Origin of the sequence: Rhizobium sp. WYCCWR 11146 (assembly GCF_013591995.1) — a bacterium.
Classification (GTDB): domain Bacteria; phylum Pseudomonadota; class Alphaproteobacteria; order Rhizobiales; family Rhizobiaceae; genus Rhizobium; species Rhizobium indicum.
Window position 1 is genome coordinate 328,277 of sequence record NZ_JACCEY010000024.1, and the last position, 18,665, is coordinate 346,941.

Genomic DNA, 18,665 nt, shown 5'->3' on the forward strand with positions numbered 1-18,665 from the left:
TGCCCCTCACGGCCAACGCAAAGCCGCCGTCGCCACCGGCTCGTCCCAGAGCACGATCTCCTCGTCGGTCAGCAAGGCAAGGGTGACCGACAGTCCCTGCATGTCGAGCGAGGTGACGTAGGTTCCGACCAGTGAGCGCTCGATCGGGATGCCTCTTTCCTCGATGAAGCGGCGGGCGCCATTATAGGCGAGGTAGAGTTCGGCGGGCGGCGTGCCGCCGAGGCCGTTGACGAAGAGCAACGCCTTGGTATCAGGCGCTGCCGCGATGTCGCCGGCGATGGTCTCGCAGAGATGGCCGATGATGGCGTCGGAGGCGGCGAAAGCCTGCCTGGCATGGCCGGGCTCGCCATGGATGCCGACGCCCATTTCCACCTCGCCGGGTCCGAGCGCAAACGTCGTTCGCTCGGTCTGCGGCACCGTCACGCCGTTCAGCGCCACACCCATCGAGCGGATGCGTGTGTTCAATCCCTCGCCAAGCTGCTTCAACTCGGCAAGCGACATGCCGCGTTCGGCCGCAGCACCCAGGAGCTTTTCGACGATCAGCGTTCCGGCAACACCGCGCCGGCCACGGTCTTCGCCTGTTCTCGACGTCTCGATATCGTCGCTGACGACGACCATCTCGAGGCTGTGGCGGTCGCCGGCCATCTCGATCGCCATTTCGAAATTCATCAGGTCGCCGTCGTAATTCTTGACCACCAGCAGGCAGCCGGCGCCGGTATCGGTCTCTTCGATGGCGGCAATGATCTGGCTCGGCGTCGGCGAGGTGAAGATATGGCCGACGCAGGCGGCATCCAGCATGCCGTGGCCAACGAAGCCGATATGCATCGGCTCATGACCGGCGCCGCCGCCGGAGATTAGCGCCACCTTGCCAGGGGTAAGATGGCGGCGGCGGATGCACTTGCGCTCGGGCCCGAACACCACGAAGGCCTCATGGGCGCGCACGAAGCCTTCGACGCTTTCGGCGACCATGGTTTCCGCAGTGTTCATGAACTTCTTCATCAAGCCCCTCCCAAGGCCAAGGGCATTACGTTACGTCAATCTGCTCACTCTCACTAACCACTACTCACTTGCCCCTGAAATCGCGACGATCTTCTGCACCAGATCGGAGATCGCCTCTTCCAGCAGGCGGTTTTTCCTGTCGTCGCCGAAATCGGGCACCATCAGCGACAGGTGCCGCAATTTCTCGGAATGGCCGAGGTCCGGCAGCTTGCCGGGATGGGCGGCCTGATAGGCTTCGAGAAAGCGTTCCTGTTCGGCGGCACTGAAATGGCAGACGCGGACGATCGTCGCCAGATGGCGCGCCGGCAGCGGCGTTGCATAGGTCGGACTGGTGATCTGGGTGACGAAGCTGCGATGTTTTCCAAGCGCCGTCGCCAGGCGCTGGCGTGTGCCCGATGGCCTGTTGTCGATGATCTGCGCCAGAATGGACTTGTAGGCGATAATGGCGTCTTCGGTGTCTTCGCGCGCCATTCTACTCTCCGGCTGCCCTTGTGCCATCGGCGTTGAGGCCGATGATCGCCGATCTTATCGCGGGACGCCGGGCCGGCGCCACGGAAAAATGCCGGAGGCCGGCGGCGAGCAGCCCGGGCAGATAGCTGGGATTGCCGGCCATGTCGCCGCAGATGCTGACCGGCTTGCCGGCGATCAGCTTCACCGCCTGGGCAATCAGCCGGAGTACGGCGGGCGCCGCCTTGCCGGCATCGGCGTCAATATCGTCACGGGCGGATGCTGCAAGATATTGTGTGAGATCGTTGGTTCCGAACGAGAAGAACGCCGCCGAGCCGAAGGTGTCGAGCATCAATGCTGCTGATGGTACCTCCACCATCATGCCGATCGGCGGCATACGATGGAGCAGGGAACGGCGGCCGAGCTTTTCGGCTTCCTCGCGGAATATTTCGCGCATCCTGTCGATCTCGTCGGGAAAGGTCACCATCGGTAGCATCACCGACAGCCTGCCGAAGACGGCAGCGCGCAACAGGGCGCGCGCCTGCACGCTGGCGATTTCGGGCCGGGCAAGCAGCAGCCGGATGCCGCGCAGGCCAGAAGTGGAGAGAGCCGGCAGGTCTTCAAGGCCGGCGAGAGGCTTGTCGCCGCCGATATCGAGCATGCGGATCGTCACTGGCCTGTCGCCCGCCTGCTCCAGCACGCGGCGATAGATCGCCAGCTGGCGCTCCTCGTTGGCGGCATCGGCGATCGAGGTGAATGAAAATTCCGAGCGCATCAGGCCGACGCCTGCCGTTGCCGGATCGAGCGCGTCGATATCGGCGGGATCGTTGATGTTGATGGAGAGCAGGATCGGCACGCCGTCCGCCGTGCGTAGCTCGCCGCTTTCGGTATGCATGTCGCGGGCAGGTGTTTGTGCCGGTGCCGGGATCAGCATGCCGCCGGCCTTCAGGACGACCGCACCGGTGTCGCCATCCACGCGAACGGGATCTCCATCTGCTGCCGAAAAGCGACCGGTGCCGACCACCATCGGTACCGATTTCGCCCGGGCGAGCAGGGCGACATGGCCGGCGGTGCTGCCTGCGAACAGCGCGATGCCGCCGCCTTTCGACCAGTCGTGGGCGAGAAATCGGCTCGGCTCCATATCCTTGCCAATGAAGACCGAACCGGGCGGGAAATCGGCGATCGGGGTGCCGGCGAGCGCCCCGAGCACGCGGTTCTTGATGTCGAGAATATCGACGGCGCGGGCCCGCATCTGCTCCTCGTCGGCCGCTTCGAGTTCGCCGATATAGGCGTCCAGGGTGGCGACCCAGGCGAAGACGACGTTCTCATCGGCCTGCATGCGTGCGCCCGTCGCCTCAGCGATCGTCGGATCACGCAACACCTCGATCTGGAAATCGATGATATCGCGGCTTTCGGCGTCGGCGCCCTCGGCAAGGTGCTCGAGTTCACTGATCGAGATGTCGATCGCCTTTTCCAGTGCGCCGAATCCGCCGGCGATTCGAGGCGCGGGTGCGACGTCCGGCCGCTCGGCAGCGGAGGGAGCCTTCAGCTTCTCCGCGAGAAAGGCCGGGCCGGATGCGATGCCCGGGGATGCGCTCTTTGCTTTCAGCTTAAGCGGTTCGGCCATGTTTCTTTTCCTCATCGAAGTTGCGCTCGATGAGTTCCTTCAGCGCGCGGATCGCCTCTTCGGCGAGAATGCCGTCGGCGCGGATCCGGAGGATCGATCCTTTGCGGATTCTCGCGCCCATGATCTTGATGATGCTCTTGCCGTTCAGCCAGATATCGCTGCCGTTGACGGCGACCTCGATTGAACAGGGAAAGGACTTGGCAAGCCGCGTGAAGGTGACGGAGGGGCGGGCATGCAGCCCGACGCCGTGCTTGACTTCCACCTCCGTCTGGCAATTCACGTGCAATGGATCGGGCTCCTGTTTTTCAATACGCAATCCGCTCGTCATCAGGGGGACAGTTCCTCGGCTGTGGCGACGACCTTGGCCAATGATGCGCCCCCCGACGCTTCAGCGGCAGCGATGACGGCACCTTCGACCAGCGGCGCGTTGCAGATGGAGACGAGGCCCGAGCGGGGAAGCCCCAGCATTTCGATCGCCATCTCGCTATTGGTTTCGGCGCCGCCGAGATCGACGAAGACGGCGACGCCGGCATCGGACCAGGCGGCCTCGATCGCTTTCAGGATGCCGCCGGCATCGGTGCCGAGTTCGCCATGGACGTTGCCGCCCGACCAGGCGAGCGGCACGCAGTCGCCCACCATCTGTCGCACCATATCGGCGATTCCCCTTGCCACCAGCGGCGAGTGAGAGACGATCACGATACCCACATTTGCGGTCTTTCCATTCATTGCGGACGATGCTCCCCGAGATAGCGGCAGATCGCCGTGGTCAGCAGCGCGCAACTCGACGCGCCGGGATCGACATGGCCGATTGAACGATCGCCGAGATAGGCGGCGCGTCCGCGCATCGCTTTCATGTCAGCGGTGCGGTTGGCGGAACGCTCGGCCCTGCGGGCGATTGCGCCGAGCGGCGAGCGGCTGGCGAGTGCCGCATGCACGGGATAGAGCACGTCGAGCAGGGTCTTGTCGCCGGCATGCGCCCGACCGCGTCTTGCGACGGCATCGATCGCCTGTTTCAGCACCTGTGGAAAATCGGCCCTTTCGTTACTTTTGCGAAGCTCGCGGCCGATCTCCATCAGCAGCGTGCCGTAGAGCGGGCCGGCCGCACCCCCGACATTCATCACCAGCGTCAGGCCGATCTTTTCCACGGCGTCGGGGAAGGGCAGGCTGGACAGGCTCTCGCCCTCGGCGCTCACCGCCTCGCAGCCGCGCCGCATGTTGGTTCCGTGATCGCCATCGCCGATGGCGCGATCGAGCGCGCAGAGATGATCTGTGTTTGCCGCGATCGTCGCGCGGCACACCTCGATCAATCCTGCCACAAGCACCGGTTCCGCCTGCACTGCCATCCTCCCTGTCGCCGCGCCTCCCGCGGGCTTTTGAATTTCACGCCGGTCAGGCGAGGCTTGCCACCACGCTAAACGCGCCGGCAACCGCGACGGCGCCGGGATCGGCAATGCCCGCCAGATCCCTTTCGCCGACATAGGAGGCGCGTCCGGCTCTCGCCTTCATCATCGTCTTCGTCGACTCGGCACCCGCTGCCGCTGCCTTTGCCGCTGCGACGACATCGCCGGATGCGAGCGCCTGCAGGGCAGGCGACAGCGCATCGACCATCGTCCGGTCGCCGACTGCGGCTCCGCCATAGAACGTCATCCTGTCGAGCCCGGCAAGAAGGGCGGCGGCGATTTCGGCCTTGTCAGCCATCGCCTTTGCTGCGGCGGTGAAGAAGATCGACAGCAGTACGCCGCTCGATCCGCCCATGCTGGTGCCGAGGATATCGCCGAGCGAGGCAAGCGTTGCCGCCGGCCGGTCGAGCGGCAGCGTGTCGAGACGGGCCAGCACGCTACGGGCGCCCGTCGCCACCGTCGAGCCGGTATCGCCGTCGCCGACGCGGCCGTCCAGCCGGTTGAGTTCGCTTTCCTGTGCGATCAGATGCTCGCAGAGCGCCGTGATCAGGCGACGGCTGCGGCTGTTCTCCCCGGCTACGGCGGCGCCGTTCAAGCCGGCCGCCGTTCTCGGTGCAGCGATGATCTGGATCTCGTGGCGTTCGACGGCGGGCATCCAGGCGTGCGGTTCGACCGCCGCCGTCAGCGCCGCCTCGCGAATGGCGTCCAGCCGGATCAGCGACAGCGAGAAGCCGTTCATATTGAGCGCGGTCATCATCGGCGCCGGTCCGATGATCAGCCTGATACGGTCGGCAAGCGGCGAGGACAGCACGGCATTGGCGATGACGGTCATTTCGAGCGGCGGCACGGCGCCGAGATTGTTGACGAGAAGGGCATGGCTTGCCCCTTCGCGCAGCGCAAGCGACAGGCGCTCCACCATGGTGGAAACGATATCGGCGACCGGCTGCAGCGTGATGCGCTCAACGCCCGGTTCGCCATGGATGCCGAGGCCAAGCTCGCCTTCGTTCTCGCCGAGGCGGTCCTCATGGGCCTGGCCGGGCACGCTGCAGGTGGAGAGAGACATGCCGAGCGAGACGATATCGCCGGCGGCAGCCGCAGCATGGGCTGCGACCGTCTTCAGGTCCTCGCCCCTTTCGGCGTGATAGCCCGATATCTTGTGGACGAACAGCGTGCCGGCGACGCCGCGCGGCTGGTTGATGCCGGGAATGGCGATGTCGTCGGCGACGATGACCATCTCGACGTCGAAGCCCTCGGCGCGCGCCTTTTCGGCGGCAAGGCCGAAATTCAGCCGGTCGCCGGTATAGTTCTTGACGATCAACAGGGCGCCCTTCGGGCCGGCAACGGCGCGGATCGCCGTCAGGACAGCATCGACGCTCGGCGAGGCGAAAATCTCGCCGGATACGGCAGCCGTCAGCATGCCCTTACCGACGAAGCCGGCATGGGAGGGCTCATGACCGGCGCCGCCGCCTGAGATGATCGCCACCTTCGACTTGTCCCAGTCCGCGCGCAGGATCACCTTGATGTCGGGAAAGCTGTCGAGGCGGGCAAGACGACCCTTGCTGCTCGTCAGAAGCAGACCGTCCAAGGCTTCGGTGACGATGTTTTCCCTGCGGTTGAAGAAGTGTTTCATCGATTGAGACCCGTCTGTTTGTTTTTCATGCCATCATCATGTCTGTTTGCCGGTCAGGAAAGGCGCTGTCCAGCCGCATCGAAATAAAGCGGATCACGCAGCGTCAGGCTGATTCGGTCGCCCGGCGCAATCGCCAGATATGGATCCGCAAGTGTGACGAGCTTGTGTTCCCGCGCGGCCTGCCTGGGATCGCGGACCCTGATGTGCAGATGGTTCTGGTCGCCGAGGTGTTCGATCCAGTCGATCTCGGCATTGGCATCCTTGCCGACGATGATGTCGAGATGCTCGGTGCGGGCGCCGACCGTCTTCGTGCCGGCAGGCGGCTGGCCGCCAGGCAGCAGGTCCGCCGGCAGAAGGTTGATATGCGGCTGGCCGAGGCGGGCGGCGACGTGCAGGTTGGCGGGATTGCCGTAGATTTCGCGCGGTGTTCCAACCTGCATCAGCCGTCCCTCGGCAACGATGCCGATGCGATCGGCCATGGTCATGGCTTCCACCTGGTCGTGGGTGACATAGAGCAAAGTCGAGCCGAGTTCCTTCTGGATGCGTTTCAGCTCGAGGCGTAGTTCGGCGCGCAGCTTGGCGTCGAGCGAGGACAGCGGCTCGTCCATCAGGTAGATCGCCGGCTTGCGCACCAGCGCCCGGCCGATCGCGACACGCTGCATCTCGCCGCCGGAAAGCCTGGTCGAGCGGTTCTCCAGCTTATGGTCGATCCGGACCATGCGCGCGACTTCGCGCACGCGCCGATCGATCTCCGCCGCACTCAGCTTGCGGATCGGCGCCTTTAGCGGGAAGGCGAGGTTCTCGTAAACAGTCATATGCGGATAGAGCGAATATTGCTGGAAGACGAAGGCGACGTCGCGTTCGGCAGGCGCCTCAGTGGCGACATTGCGGCCGCCGATCTCGATGCCGCCGCTATCGGGCTTTTCGAGGCCGGCGATCAGCCGCAGCGTCGTGGTCTTGCCGGCGCCTGTGGGACCGAGCAGTACGACGAACTCGCCGTCGCGGATCGAAAGGTCGAGGTCGGCCAAAGCCTGGGTGTCGCCGAAGCGCTTGGCGAGGTTCCTGAGGACGACATCAGCCATGCCGGGTCTCCTGATAGAGCTGGGATGGCACCGCACGGCCCGATGTGCAGTCGAAGAGCGCGAGTTTCGCCGGGTTGAATTCGAGGCCGACCCTTTCGCCGATCTGGAAGCTGCGATTGGCGGGAACGCGGGCCTTGATCAGCCCACCCTGGGTTTCCACAGCCACGACCTGGTTGGTGCCGAGATATTCGCTGCCATAGACGGCGCCGCGCAGCGCCGAGGCGTCGCTGAAGCGGATATGCTCCGGCCGCACGCCGAGCGCCAGTTCGCTTTCGGCCATGTCCTGGTGGATCTCGGGAACAGCGACATCGACGCCGTCGAGCAGGATGGAGCGATCGCCGCTTTTCAGGCCGGAGGTGAAGCGCATGAAGTTCATCGGCGGCGAGCCGATGAAATCGGCGACATACATGGTCGCCGGTTTTGCATAGATCTCCTGCGGCGTACCGAATTGCTCGATGACGCCATGGTTCATGACGGCGATCTTGTCGGCCATTGCCATCGCCTCATGCTGGTCATGGGTGACGTAGACGGTGGTGGCGTGGATGCGGTTGTGCAGTTCGCGCAGCTCGTGGACCATGATCTCGCGGAACTCGGCGTCGAGCGTGCCGAGCGGCTCGTCCATCAGGAAGCACTTCGGACGCCGGACGATGGCGCGGCCGAGCGCCACGCGCTGCCGGTCGCCGCCGGCAAGGCCGGAGACCGAGCGGTTGAGAATATGGTCGATCTGCAGCAGACGCGCGGTCTCTTCGACGCGCTGACGGATTTCGGCCTTGGGCATGCCCTGCGACAGCAGCGGGAAGCCGATATTCTTGCGCACGTTCATATGCGGGTAGAGCGCGAAGAGTTGGAAGACGAAGGCGATGTCGCGGGCGCTGGCGCGGTTGAAGGTGACGTCCTCGCCGTCGAGATAGATCTTGCCGCTCGACGGCAGCTCGAGGCCGGCGATCATGCGAAGCGTCGTCGTCTTGCCGCAGCCGGAAGGTCCGAGCAGCGCCAGGAACTCGCCGTCATGGACGGTGAAGCTCGAATCCTCAACGGCGACGAAGCTGCCGAATTCCTTGCGGAGATTTTCGATCCGGATGTCCGCCATGGTTCACTCCGGGAATTTCGAGACGATGATGAACATGACCGTGCCTACGAGCAGAGTGACCAGCGAATAGGTGTAGAGCAGCAGCAGGAAGGGCTGGAACAGCATCAGGAAGCCGAGCCCGATCAGCACGGTAGCGATGGCCTCCATCGGGCCACGGCGCAGGAAGAAGGGCCGTTTCGGACGGGCAGGGGTGCGGGTGCGTGTTTCTATCAGATGGCTCATTTGCGGACAGCTCCGAAGGTGATGCCGCGCAGCAGCTGCTTGCGCAGGAGAATGGTGAAGACGAGGATCGGGATCAGGAAGATCGTCGTGCCGGCGGCAACTGCCGGCCAGTCCTGTCCGCCTTCGCCGATGATCGTCGGGATGAAGGGCGGCGCGGTCTGGGCCTCGCCCGAGGTCAGCAGGGCGGCGAAGGCATATTCGTTCCAGGCAAAGATCAAGCAGAAGATCGCCGTTGCGGCAATGCCGGTCGTTGCCTGCGGCAGCACGACCTTGCGGAAGGCCTGCAGTCTCGTATAGCCGTCGATCATCGCCGCTTCCTCGTATTCGCGCGGGATCTCGTCGATGAAACCCTTGAGCAGCCAGACGGCGAGCGAGACGTTGACGGCGGTGTAGAGCAGGATCATGCCGAGCGCCGTGTCCGACAGGCCGAGCTCGCGATACATCAGGTAGATCGGGATGGCGACGGCGATCGGCGGCATCATGCGCGTCGACAGGATGAAGAACATCAGGTCGTCGGCGAGCGGGATCTTGAAGCGCGAGAAGCCATAGGCGGCGAGCGTGCCGAGGAAGACCGCGAGGAAGGTGGAGCCGAAGGCGATCACCAGCGAATTGACGAAGCGCGGCAGGAAGTTCGACGGGCCTGCTATCACCATGTTGCGCTTGCGCGTCACCTCATCGCAGGTGCCGACCGGCGCCGGCAGCGAGGCGATATAGTCGGGCGTCTGCCGCGTGCGTGTCGTGAACAGGTTGCAATAGCCCTCGAGCGACGGAGTGAAGACGATCTTCGGGGGATAGCTGATCGAATCCGGCGGCGACTTGATGCTGGTCAGGAAGATCCAGACGAGCGGGATGAGGGTGATCAGCGCATAAAGAACGACGATGGTGCCGGCGATGCGCTTGCTGGTGAGGCTCGGTACGACGACCGAATGGGCGGAGTTGGCGGCGCTCATCGTTGCTTCACCTTGTTCAATGCCTTGACGTAGATGTTGGCGAGGCCGAACACCGCGACGAAGAGGATGATGGCGAAGGCCGAGGCGCGGCCAGTCGCCCAGCTTTCGAAGGCGGCGCGCTTCAGTGTGATCGAGGCGACCTCTGTGACCGAGCCCGGACCGCCGCCGGTGAGCAGCGTCACCATGTCGAACATCTTGAAATTCTCGATGCCGCGGAAGAGCACGGCGAGCATGATGAAGGGCAGGGCCATCGGCACGGTGATCGACCAGAACTGGCGCCATGGCGAAGCGCGGTCGACCTCGGCCGCCTCATAGATATAGTCGGGGATCGAGCGCAGGCCGGCGAGGCAGATCAGCATCACATAGGGCGTCCACATCCAGGTATCGACAATGATGATTGCCCAGGGCGCCAGCGTAACGTTGCCGAGCATCTGGATATCGGAGGTCGGAATGCCTGTGACCAGCGACACGGCATAGGCGAAGAGGCCGATCTGTGGCTCGTAGAGGAAGCGCCAGAAATTGCCGACCACGGCGGGCGACAGCATCATCGGGATCAGGATGATCGTCGTCCAGAAAGCATGGCCGCGAAACTTGCGGTCGATCAGGTAAGCGAGCGTGAAGCCGATCACCGTCTGCAGCACGATCGTCCAGAAGACGAAATGCGCGGTGGTCTGCATTGCCTGCCAGATGTCGGGGTCGTTGAGAACGCGCTGGTAGTTTCCAAAGCCGACGCCCAGGACCGGCGCATTCGGCCGGTTGGCGCGGTAGTTGGTGAAGGAGAGATAGATCGCCCAAAGCAGCGGGAAGATGTTGATCGCCAAGAGAAGGGTGATGGCAGGCGCAATGAACAGCCAGGCGATTGCCCTGTCGGAGAGGCCGCGGACGCGCCGGGCGACCGAGGAGGGCGTTGCCCTTGCTGTCGCATCGGCTGCCTTCTCGACGATGGAGGATTGGGAAATAGTCAAGTTTTCACCTGGTCGTTTCGGGGCACGGGGTCTTTTAGGATATGAGAAATCTGGCGGCCCGGCTCGTCTGCCGATCCGGGCCGCCAACCTGGTGAGGATGGCGCAGAGGGATGCCGCCGGTCCCGTCGGGCACTAGATCTTGCCGTCGTCCTTGAAGACGTCGCTCCAGTCCTTCACCAGACCGTCGAGCGCTTCCTGGGCGGTGCCGTTGCCGGCGACCACGTAGTTATGGACGCGCTTCTGCATGGCCTGCAGCAGCGAGGCGTAACTCGGCTCGGCCCAGAAGTCCTTGACGATCGCCATCGAGTCCAGGAAGGCCTGGGCATAAGGCTGGCTCTTGGCAAAGCCCGGCGCGCTGACGACGGAATTCAGGCATGAAAAGCCGCCGAGTTCCCACCATTTGGCCTGCACGTCGGGCTGTGCGAACCACTTGATGTATTGCAGGGCGGCGTCGCGCTTGTCGGAATAGGCGACCACCGAGATGCCCTGGCCGCCGAGCTGGGCGAAATGCGCCTTTTCAGCCGGATTGGGGAAGAAGCCGATCCTGTCGCCGCCGACCTTCTCGTCCTTGTAGAGGCCGGGCCAGGTGAAGGCGAAGTTCATCTGCATGGCGACCTGGCCGGATTTGAAGGCGTCGGCGGATTCGACCATATAGACGTTGGAGCTGCCGGGCGGCGTGCAGCAATCATAGAGCGACTTGTAGAATTCGAGGCCTTTGACCGCGTCGGCCGAGTTGACGAAGCCTTCCATCTCATAAGGTTTCTGCGGGTTTTCGTACTGGAAGCCCCAGTCGTAGAGCACGTTTGTCACGCCCATGGTGATGCCTTCGGAGCCGCGCTCGGTATAGATCGAGGCGCCGTAGACGGTCTTGCCGTCGATCTCACGCTTCTGGAAGAACTCGGCGATCTGCTTCAGCTCGTCGTAGGTCTTCGGTGCTGCGAGATCGCGGCCGTATTTTTCCTTGAATTCCTTCTGCAGTTCCGGCTTTTCGAACCAGTCCTTGCGATAGGTCCAGCCGACGACGTCGCCCATGGCAGGCAGCGCCCAGTAGTTCGGCGTGTTCTTCGGCCATTCCGAGTAGCCGACGACCGTCGCCGGCACGAAGTCATCCATCTTGATGCCTTCCTTGTCGAAGAAGTCGTTGAGCTTGACGTAGTGGCCGTTCTCGGCCGAGCCGCCGATCCATTGGCTGTCGCCGATGATAAGATCGCAGAGCTTGCCATGGGAGTTCAGCTCGTTGAGGAAGCGGTCGGCATAACTCGTCCAGGGAACGAATTCGAACTTCATCTGCGTGCCGGTCTTGGCGGTGAAATCCTTCGACAGCTCGACGAGCGCATTGGCGGGGTCCCATGCGGCCCAGCACAGCGTCAGTTCATCGGCTTTGGCGAGATTGGGCAATGCCGACGACATGACGAATGCCGTGGCCAGCCCGAAAAGGGCTTTCGATGTTTTCTGCATAAGTTCCTCCCAGAACCAAGGGCCGGCTCCCCGCCGGCGTCGCATGTTCACCCACTTCAGAGAATGCTCACATGAACTCCTCAATCATCATGTTTAGCAATATGTTTAGTGATATCTATTTTTATAAACATTGCAAGCGCCAATCATTGCTGCAATGCGACAGGTGTCGCGCTACATGAGTGGATAGTTTTGGGGACCGATCTTTTTTGGCATGATCGCGAAAAATTCTTTGGCGAGCGTACCGATGCAGCGACATCTGGCCTCGCTGCGACATCGATCGCACGGTATGGACTGCACGCCGCTCCTGTTTTTCCCCGGAGCGGTTCAAGCTTGGCCTCGCTTCGGTGGGGCCTTTTTCTTGAATCCTTTCTTGCTCGATGCCGCTACGTATCGGGCCGTATCGGGAATATTCCTGCGCAGTGCGAGATTTAGCCTTTCCGGCCAGCTGCAACGGGCGTATTCAGCCAGTGCGCGGCTTTCCAATGTCCGCGCTTCTCCGCGCGGCAGATCTCCGATCGGCTTCCTTCCCGTTTCCCCTGCCGCGTCATCCGGAATTTTCATTGGCAGATCCATGACCACGGCAGAGACGAGCGAGAATGGGCAAGAGGCGGCGACCGGCCGCCAGGCGAAGATCGTGGCACTGGTCGTGGCCGTTTCCTTCTTCATGCAGATCCTCGACGGCACGATCGTCACCACCTCGTTGCCGCAGATGGCGGCAAGCTTCGGCGTGCAGCCGGTGTCGATGAGCATCGGCATCACCGTCTACATGCTGACGATGGCCGCCTTCATTCCGCTGTCGGGTTGGCTCGGCGATCGGTTCGGCGCGCGCCGCATCTTCTTGATGTCGATCGCCGTCTTCACCGGCGCCTCGCTGTTCTGCGGGCTGTCCGGCAGCCTTGCGGAATTCGTGCTGTGGCGCGCCGTCCAGGGCGCAGGCAGTGCACTGATGACGCCGGTCGGGCGCATCATCGTGCTGAAGAATGCCCGTAAGTCCGAACTCGTCCAGGCGATTGCGCTGATCACCTGGCCGGCGCTGACAGCGCCGGTGATCGGCCCGGTGCTCGGCGGCTTTATCACCACCTATGCCAGCTGGCACTGGAACTTCCTCATCAATATCCCGATCGGCATTCTCGGAATCGCACTGGTGCTGCGTTTCGTGCCGGAGCAGCGCGAGACCAATCCCGGCCGGCTGGATCTCGTGGGTTTTGTGTTGAGCGCCGCCGGGCTGACCTTCCTGCTCGCCGCCCTCGAACTCTCGGTCAAATGGGACGGCGGGCTTTTGCCCATCATATCAATGCTGGCGGCGGGCATCGTGCTGTCAGTCATGGCGACGCGGCATTTCCTCGCCGTCGACAATCCGCTGCTCGATCTTTCAGCCTTCCGCATCCAGACCTTCTCGATGTCGACTTTGTCGGCGGGCACGGCCTGCCGAATGGCGATCAATGCGACGCCGTTCCTGCTGCCTTTGCTGTTCCAGCTCGGCTTCGGCCTGAGTTCGATTGCCGCCGGCACCTATCTGCTCGTCTATTTCCTCGGCAATTTCAGCATGAAGGCGGTGACGACGCCGCTGCTGCGCTTCTTCGGCTTTCGCACAGTGCTTGGGGTCAATGGGCTGATCGCAGCATTTTCGATCGTCGGCTGCGGTTTCCTCTCGCCGGCGACGCCGCCGTTTTTCATCCATGCGCTGCTTTTTCTCGCCGGCCTGTCGCGGTCGATGGAATTCACCGCGCTGAACACGCTGGCTTTCGCCGATATCGGCCCGGCGCAGCGAAGCTCGGCCTCGACGCTGTCGAGCATGCTGCAGCAGGTATCGATGCTGCTCGGCGTGGCAGTGGCGGCGGCCGTGCTCAACATTGCCTCGGCTTTCAGGGGCGCCGACAATCCCGTCCTTGCCGATTTCCGCTGGGCTTTCATCGTGGTCGGCGTGATCGGCGTCGTCTCGTCTCTGCGCTTCCTGCAATTGCCGGCGGAGGCGGGAGCCGAAGTTTCAGGCCATCGGAAATTCCAGAAAAATTAGCTTATCCGCGGAACCAATCGGGCCGCTCGGCGTTCATGCATCTCATTTCAGGTTTTTCGTTTCCCCATCTCCTTCAACGACTTCCACAGGGATCCTCCCCAGGCCAGGGTCATGTCTGAAAATGCCGGCTTCCCGACATCCTCCTTCTGCGCCGCCTGCGACAAGAGCGAGGGATAACCGCTGTTTACCCCAGGCCGCCAATGCAATACGACATTGCCATGCGGACGACTCGGACGCTTGCGGGCGGTCGTCGCTGCGAGAAAACGCCGGGAGACCGAATGAGCAATTCTAGCGGCGATGCGGATGCCCTGATCCACATCCTCTATATCGACGACGACGAGGGGCTCGCCCTACTGATGCAGAAAAACCTGCGCCGGCGCGGCTTTTCGGTCGAGTGGGCCGAGAGCGGCGCTGCCGGTCTTGCAAGACTGGGCGAAGGCGGTATCGACGCCGTCGTGCTCGATCATGTCCTGGCGGGCGAAACCGGCCTCGACATTCTGCCCTGCATCACGGCGATGCCGGATCATCCGCCGGTCATCTATGCGACGGGTTCGGACGATACCAGCATCGCGGTCGCGGCGCTGAAGGCCGGCGCCGACGACTACATGCTCAAAGGGATCTCACCCGACTATTTCGACCTGCTCGCCGCCGCCCTTGAACAGGCGCTTGAACGAGCGCGTTTTCGCCGCGAGACGGCGCAGGCGCAGGAGGTGATCCGCCAGCAGCGCGACCTTGCCGAAATGCTGCTCACCGAAGTCAATCACCGCATCGCCAACAGCCTCGGCCTCGTCGGCGCGCTGATCCGCATGCAATCCTCGATGACCACGGATCAGGTTGCGATCGACGCGCTGCACGAAACGCAGATGCGGATTAACGCCATCGCCAGCGTGCACCGCCGGCTCTATACCAATCGCCAGGTCGGCTCGGTACAGGTCGATGAATATCTGAACAGCCTGCTCACCGAACTCGAAACCTCGATGCGCGACGACAAGCGGCCGCACCGGATCGTCCTCACCGCGCAGCCGGTCAATCTGGCGACCGACAAGGTGATCACGCTCGGGCTGATCGTCAGCGAGCTCGTCACCAATGCCTTTAAATATGCCTATCCGGACAACGTGCCGGGCGAGATCCGCGTCATCGTCGACCAGACGGATGGGGCATTGCGTGTCATCGTCGAGGATGACGGCGCCGGTTTCGACCCGTCGAGCCCGGCCAGGGGAACCGGCCTTGGTACACGCATCCTGACGGCGATGGCCGCCAGCCTGAAATCGGATTTCGCCTATGATCCCGGCCACGACGGAACCAAGGCGACGCTGGTGTTTTCGTTGCATGAGGGGAAGTAGGGGATTTTCCCGTCCGGCACTGAGTTTGCCGCCCCCTCATCCGCCTGCCGGCACCTTCCCGCTGGGTAGAAGGGGGAATGAGGCGCCGCCGCAAGTCTCTTCTCCCCTCGGGGAGAAGGTGCCGGCAGGCGGATGAAAGGGCGCAAAGAACGGAATTTATCCTATCTCTACAATAGTTTACCGACAAAACATCATCATTCCTAACGCTAGGGAAGAGGAAACATGGCGACGATCCGCACACCACGCGAAGTGTATGATTTCTGGTTCGTGAGATGCGGCCGGGAGCTGTGGTTCCGCTCGACGCCGGAACTCGACGTGGAGATCCGCGAAGGCTTCCGCGATACCCATCTGGCTCTTGCGGCCGGTGTTGGCGCCGAATGGCGGGGGGATGCGGAGAGCCGGCTGGCGGCTGTGATCGTGCTCGACCAGTTTCCTCGCAACATCTATCGCGGCACTGCGCTTGCCGTCGCGACCGATGGTCTGGCGCTTCGGGAAGCCAAGCTCGCGCTTGCATCGGGCGCCGATCAGGCGGTCGAGGCCGCATGCCGTACCTTTTTCTACATGCCGTTCGAACATGCCGAGGACCTTGGGGAGCAGGAGCGCTCGGTGGAACTGTTCGACGCCCTCGGCGATGCGGAATATCTCGATTATGCGATCCGCCACCGCGACGTGATCGCCGCCTACGGCCGCTTTCCGCACCGCAATGCCATGCTCGGACGCGAGTCGACGGCTGAGGAATGCGACTATCTCTCCCGGCCCAATGCCGGTTTCTAAGGGTTTCCAGGGAGCTTCCGCCTTTCTGTCGCCTTTCTTTACTAAGACAAGCTGGCATTCTATTCCGACGACAACCTTTCCCGGAGGCGCTTTTGCGGCTGAGACCGATTCTGCTTCGCACCATTCTTCTGCTGACGCTGGCGGTCGCCGGCGCGCATTTCAAGGGTGCTGCGGCCTTCGCACAGGAGCCGCAGGCACCGGCGGCGGCGCAGGCGCCGCTCGCCGATATGCCGTTCGACCAAGCGACAAAGGAAATCGACAAGGCGAAGGTCCAGCTGACGGCGCTTCAGGACGGCGTCAAGCAGAATGCCGACAATGACGATGCCCTGGTCGGGCTTGCGACCAAGGCCGACGAGCTCAGTCGCGCCGTCATCACCATATCGGTCAATCTGAGGCCGCGTTTCGACCAGATCAAGAACCGGCTTGCCGAGATCGGCGATCCGCCGAAGGACGGGCAGCCGCCTGAAGCCGAGATCGTCACCCAAGAGCGCAACGCGCTCGCCGCCGAACGCGCGCAGATCAACGCGCTGACGGGCGATGCCGAAAACCTCTCGATCACGGTGACGAAGCTCGTCAACGAGATCACCGAGATGCGGCGGCGGCTGTTTGCCGATACGCTGCTCAGACGCACCGAGATTTCGGTCTCGGTGCTTGACGATGCCGGCAGCGCCTTCGTGCACGAGGCCAGCGAATTCACGCAGGCTCTGTCGAGCTGGGCCACCTTCGTCTGGAAATTTAAGCGTTTCCCAATGTTTGCCGCGATCTTCCTGTCGCTCGCCTCGGCGCTGATCCTACTCTCCGGCAGTTACCGGCTGTTCGGCTCCTACCTGCGCCGCGACGAGGCTGTCGAGAACCCGTCCTATATCGGCCGGCTGTCGATCGCCTTCTGGTCGACGTTGATCCGCACGCTGGCGCTCTCGGTGCTGCTCGTTACTTCGTTCTTTTTCCTTAACGGGTTCAATGTGCTGAGGCCCGATATCGCGCCTGTCATCGGCGCCCTGTTCGGGGCGATCGGGCTTGTCTATTTCGTCGGCCGCTTCGTCAACGCCATCTTCGCGCCGCGCGAACCGCGCTGGCGGCTCGTGCGGCTTTCCAATCTCGGCGCGCGCTCGATCGGCTACTGCCTGCTGGCGATGGCGATCGTCAACGCGCTCGATTACCTCTTCGGCACGATCGGCGAGGCGATGGGCTCGCCGCTGGTCTTGACCGTGGTCAGAAGCCTGATTGCTGCGCTGATCATCGGCCTGATCCTGATCGCGGTCTCCTTCGGCAGACCGATGCTGGCGAAGAACGGCGATCCCGATGCGCCGGGACGGCATTGGCCTCGCGGCATGGCGATCATCCTGCGGGTCGTCGGCGCCGGCCTCATCCTCACAGCGCTCACGGGTTATGTCGGGCTCGCGCGCTTCGTCGCCACGCAGCTCATCATCACCGGCGCGCTGGTCGCCACCATGTATGTCGGCCTGCTCTCCGGCAAGGCGATATCAAGGCAGGAAAGCTTCGGCGATACCTTCTTCGCAAGCTTCCTGACGCGTCGCTTCAAGCTCGGGCCGGTGGCGATCGATCAGGCTGGCCTGCTCGTCGGCCTTGCCATCTATGCGGTGGCGCTTCTCGTCGGCATCCCGCTGATCCTGCTGCTCTGGGGCTTCCATGTGCAGGATCTGCAGATTCTTGCCTATCGGCTGTTCACCGAGGTCAGGCTCGGCGGTATCAGCATCTCGCTGCTCGGCATCTGCACCGGCATTCTCTTGTTTGCCGGCGTCTACCTGCTGACGCGCTGGCTGCAGCGCTGGCTCGATGGCAATGTGATGGCCAGAAGCCATGTCGATCTTGGCGTGCGCAATTCGGTCAAGACGGGCATCGGCTATCTCGGCGTCGGCATAGCAGCGATCATCGGCGTTTCGGCGGCCGGCATCGACCTGTCGAGCTTCGCGCTCGTCGCTTCCGCACTTTCGGTCGGTATCGGTTTCGGTCTGCAGAACATCGTCTCCAACTTCGTCTCCGGCCTGATCCTGCTCGTCGAACGGCCGTTCAAGGTCGGCGACCATGTCGTTTCCGGCACCGCCGAAGGTATCGTCAAACGCATTTCGGTGCGCGCCACCGAGATCGAGACCTTCCGCAAGCAGTCGATCATCGTGCCGAATTCTGATTTGATCAACGGCCTCGTCGGCAACTGGACGCACCGCAACAAGATCGGCCGCTCGGAAATCCCGGTTTCCGTCGCCTACAACGCCGATCCGCAGCAGGTGATGGACATCCTGCTGGAACTGACGGCCAAGATACCGCTCGTCATGCGCAATCCGGAGCCGCATGTCGAATTCCTGCGCTTCGGCCCCTATTCGCTGGATTTCGAGCTGCGTTTCTTCCTCGCCGACATGGGTGACGGCATGGCGGTGCGCAACAATCTCAGGATCGAGATCCTTAAGCGCTTCAAGGCCGAGGGCATCGAGATCCCGCTGCCACAGACCGATCTTACCATCCATCGAGAGGCTCGTCCCGCGCTTGCCGATGCGGGCAGGGATCAACCCAACGAGCAGGAAAACTCGGCGGACACGCCCATGGAGGAGGAAGAGCAGCCGGTGCGGCAATTGCGCAGCAAGACGGCGGACGGCAATCGGAAAGGCTGAACGGGTCATTCAGCCATCATTCACAGCTATATGT

The 18,665-nt window shown here is 62.9% G+C and carries 17 protein-coding genes; 4 read left to right on the forward strand and 13 right to left on the reverse strand.

What is annotated here, in order from left to right; translation table 11 throughout:
• Nucleotides 1-6: 6 nt before the first annotated feature.
• The 13 genes from HX899_RS21430 to HX899_RS21490 all read right to left on the reverse strand — a co-directional run bounded on the left by HX899_RS21430 (nt 7) and on the right by HX899_RS21490 (nt 11,870).
• A complete protein-coding gene (locus tag HX899_RS21430; protein ID WP_181293346.1) occupies nt 7-999 on the reverse strand; it encodes a dihydroxyacetone kinase subunit DhaK in 993 nt (330 codons plus the stop codon).
• A 60-nt stretch (nt 1,000-1,059) separates the two neighbouring features.
• On the reverse strand, nt 1,060-1,470 hold the full coding sequence (locus HX899_RS21435; protein ID WP_062943731.1) for a hypothetical protein: 411 nt from the start codon (nt 1,468-1,470) through the stop codon (nt 1,060-1,062).
• Nucleotide 1,471: 1 nt separating this feature from the next.
• The gene (locus HX899_RS21440; protein WP_181293347.1) at nt 1,472-3,073 is read right to left on the reverse strand and encodes a putative PEP-binding protein; all 1,602 of its coding nucleotides are present in this window, start codon (nt 3,071-3,073) and stop codon (nt 1,472-1,474) included.
• Entirely contained in the window at nt 3,057-3,401 is a 345-nt protein-coding gene (locus HX899_RS21445; RefSeq protein WP_097619127.1) for an HPr family phosphocarrier protein, read from the reverse strand. Before HX899_RS21445 ends, HX899_RS21440 begins: the two co-directional genes overlap by 17 nt.
• Complete coding sequence (dhaM, locus tag HX899_RS21450) at nt 3,401-3,799, reverse strand: dihydroxyacetone kinase phosphoryl donor subunit DhaM (RefSeq protein WP_138329085.1); 399 nt, start codon at nt 3,797-3,799, stop codon at nt 3,401-3,403. The genes HX899_RS21445 and dhaM overlap by 1 nt, the downstream gene beginning before the upstream one ends.
• Nucleotides 3,796-4,416: a dihydroxyacetone kinase subunit DhaL gene (gene dhaL, locus HX899_RS21455; RefSeq protein ID WP_138329086.1), complete on the reverse strand. Its 621-nt coding sequence runs from the start codon at nt 4,414-4,416 to the stop codon at nt 3,796-3,798. The genes dhaM and dhaL overlap by 4 nt, the downstream gene beginning before the upstream one ends.
• Before the next feature lie 46 nt (nt 4,417-4,462).
• Complete coding sequence (locus tag HX899_RS21460) at nt 4,463-6,103, reverse strand: dihydroxyacetone kinase subunit DhaK (RefSeq protein ID WP_181293348.1); 1,641 nt, start codon at nt 6,101-6,103, stop codon at nt 4,463-4,465.
• A gap of 53 nt (nt 6,104-6,156) precedes the next feature.
• The gene (locus HX899_RS21465; RefSeq protein ID WP_180193980.1) at nt 6,157-7,185 is read right to left on the reverse strand and encodes an ABC transporter ATP-binding protein; all 1,029 of its coding nucleotides are present in this window, start codon (nt 7,183-7,185) and stop codon (nt 6,157-6,159) included.
• Nucleotides 7,178-8,275 carry an ABC transporter ATP-binding protein gene (locus HX899_RS21470; protein WP_138329089.1) on the reverse strand — a complete coding sequence of 366 codons (1,098 nt, stop codon included), beginning with the start codon at nt 8,273-8,275 and terminating at the stop codon, nt 7,178-7,180. Before HX899_RS21470 ends, HX899_RS21465 begins: the two co-directional genes overlap by 8 nt.
• A 3-nt stretch (nt 8,276-8,278) precedes the next feature.
• A complete protein-coding gene (locus tag HX899_RS21475; protein WP_181293349.1) occupies nt 8,279-8,497 on the reverse strand; it encodes a hypothetical protein in 219 nt (72 codons plus the stop codon).
• Nucleotides 8,494-9,447 carry a carbohydrate ABC transporter permease gene (locus HX899_RS21480; protein ID WP_181293350.1) on the reverse strand — a complete coding sequence of 318 codons (954 nt, stop codon included), beginning with the start codon at nt 9,445-9,447 and terminating at the stop codon, nt 8,494-8,496. The genes HX899_RS21475 and HX899_RS21480 overlap by 4 nt, the downstream gene beginning before the upstream one ends.
• Nucleotides 9,444-10,412: a carbohydrate ABC transporter permease gene (locus tag HX899_RS21485; RefSeq protein ID WP_181293351.1), complete on the reverse strand. Its 969-nt coding sequence runs from the start codon at nt 10,410-10,412 to the stop codon at nt 9,444-9,446. Before HX899_RS21485 ends, HX899_RS21480 begins: the two co-directional genes overlap by 4 nt.
• Nucleotides 10,413-10,544: 132 nt before the next feature.
• Entirely contained in the window at nt 10,545-11,870 is a 1,326-nt protein-coding gene (locus HX899_RS21490) for an ABC transporter substrate-binding protein (protein WP_181293352.1), read from the reverse strand.
• Between the two features lie 571 nt (nt 11,871-12,441).
• Here HX899_RS21490 and HX899_RS21495 point away from each other — a divergent pair.
• From HX899_RS21495 to HX899_RS21510, 4 genes are all read left to right on the forward strand, one after another.
• Nucleotides 12,442-13,887 carry an MFS transporter gene (locus HX899_RS21495; protein ID WP_181293353.1) on the forward strand — a complete coding sequence of 482 codons (1,446 nt, stop codon included), beginning with the start codon at nt 12,442-12,444 and terminating at the stop codon, nt 13,885-13,887.
• 278 nt (nt 13,888-14,165) lie between these two features.
• Nucleotides 14,166-15,230: a sensor histidine kinase gene (locus HX899_RS21500; protein ID WP_138329094.1), complete on the forward strand. Its 1,065-nt coding sequence runs from the start codon at nt 14,166-14,168 to the stop codon at nt 15,228-15,230.
• Between the two features lie 222 nt (nt 15,231-15,452).
• Nucleotides 15,453-16,004, forward strand: a complete 552-nt coding sequence (locus HX899_RS21505; protein ID WP_180193986.1) for a DUF924 family protein — start codon at nt 15,453-15,455, stop codon at nt 16,002-16,004.
• Between the two features lie 92 nt (nt 16,005-16,096).
• Nucleotides 16,097-18,631 (forward strand): mechanosensitive ion channel family protein, encoded by a 2,535-nt coding sequence (locus HX899_RS21510; protein WP_181293354.1) that lies wholly within the window; start codon nt 16,097-16,099, stop codon nt 18,629-18,631.
• The last annotated feature ends 34 nt before the right edge of the window (nt 18,632-18,665 follow it).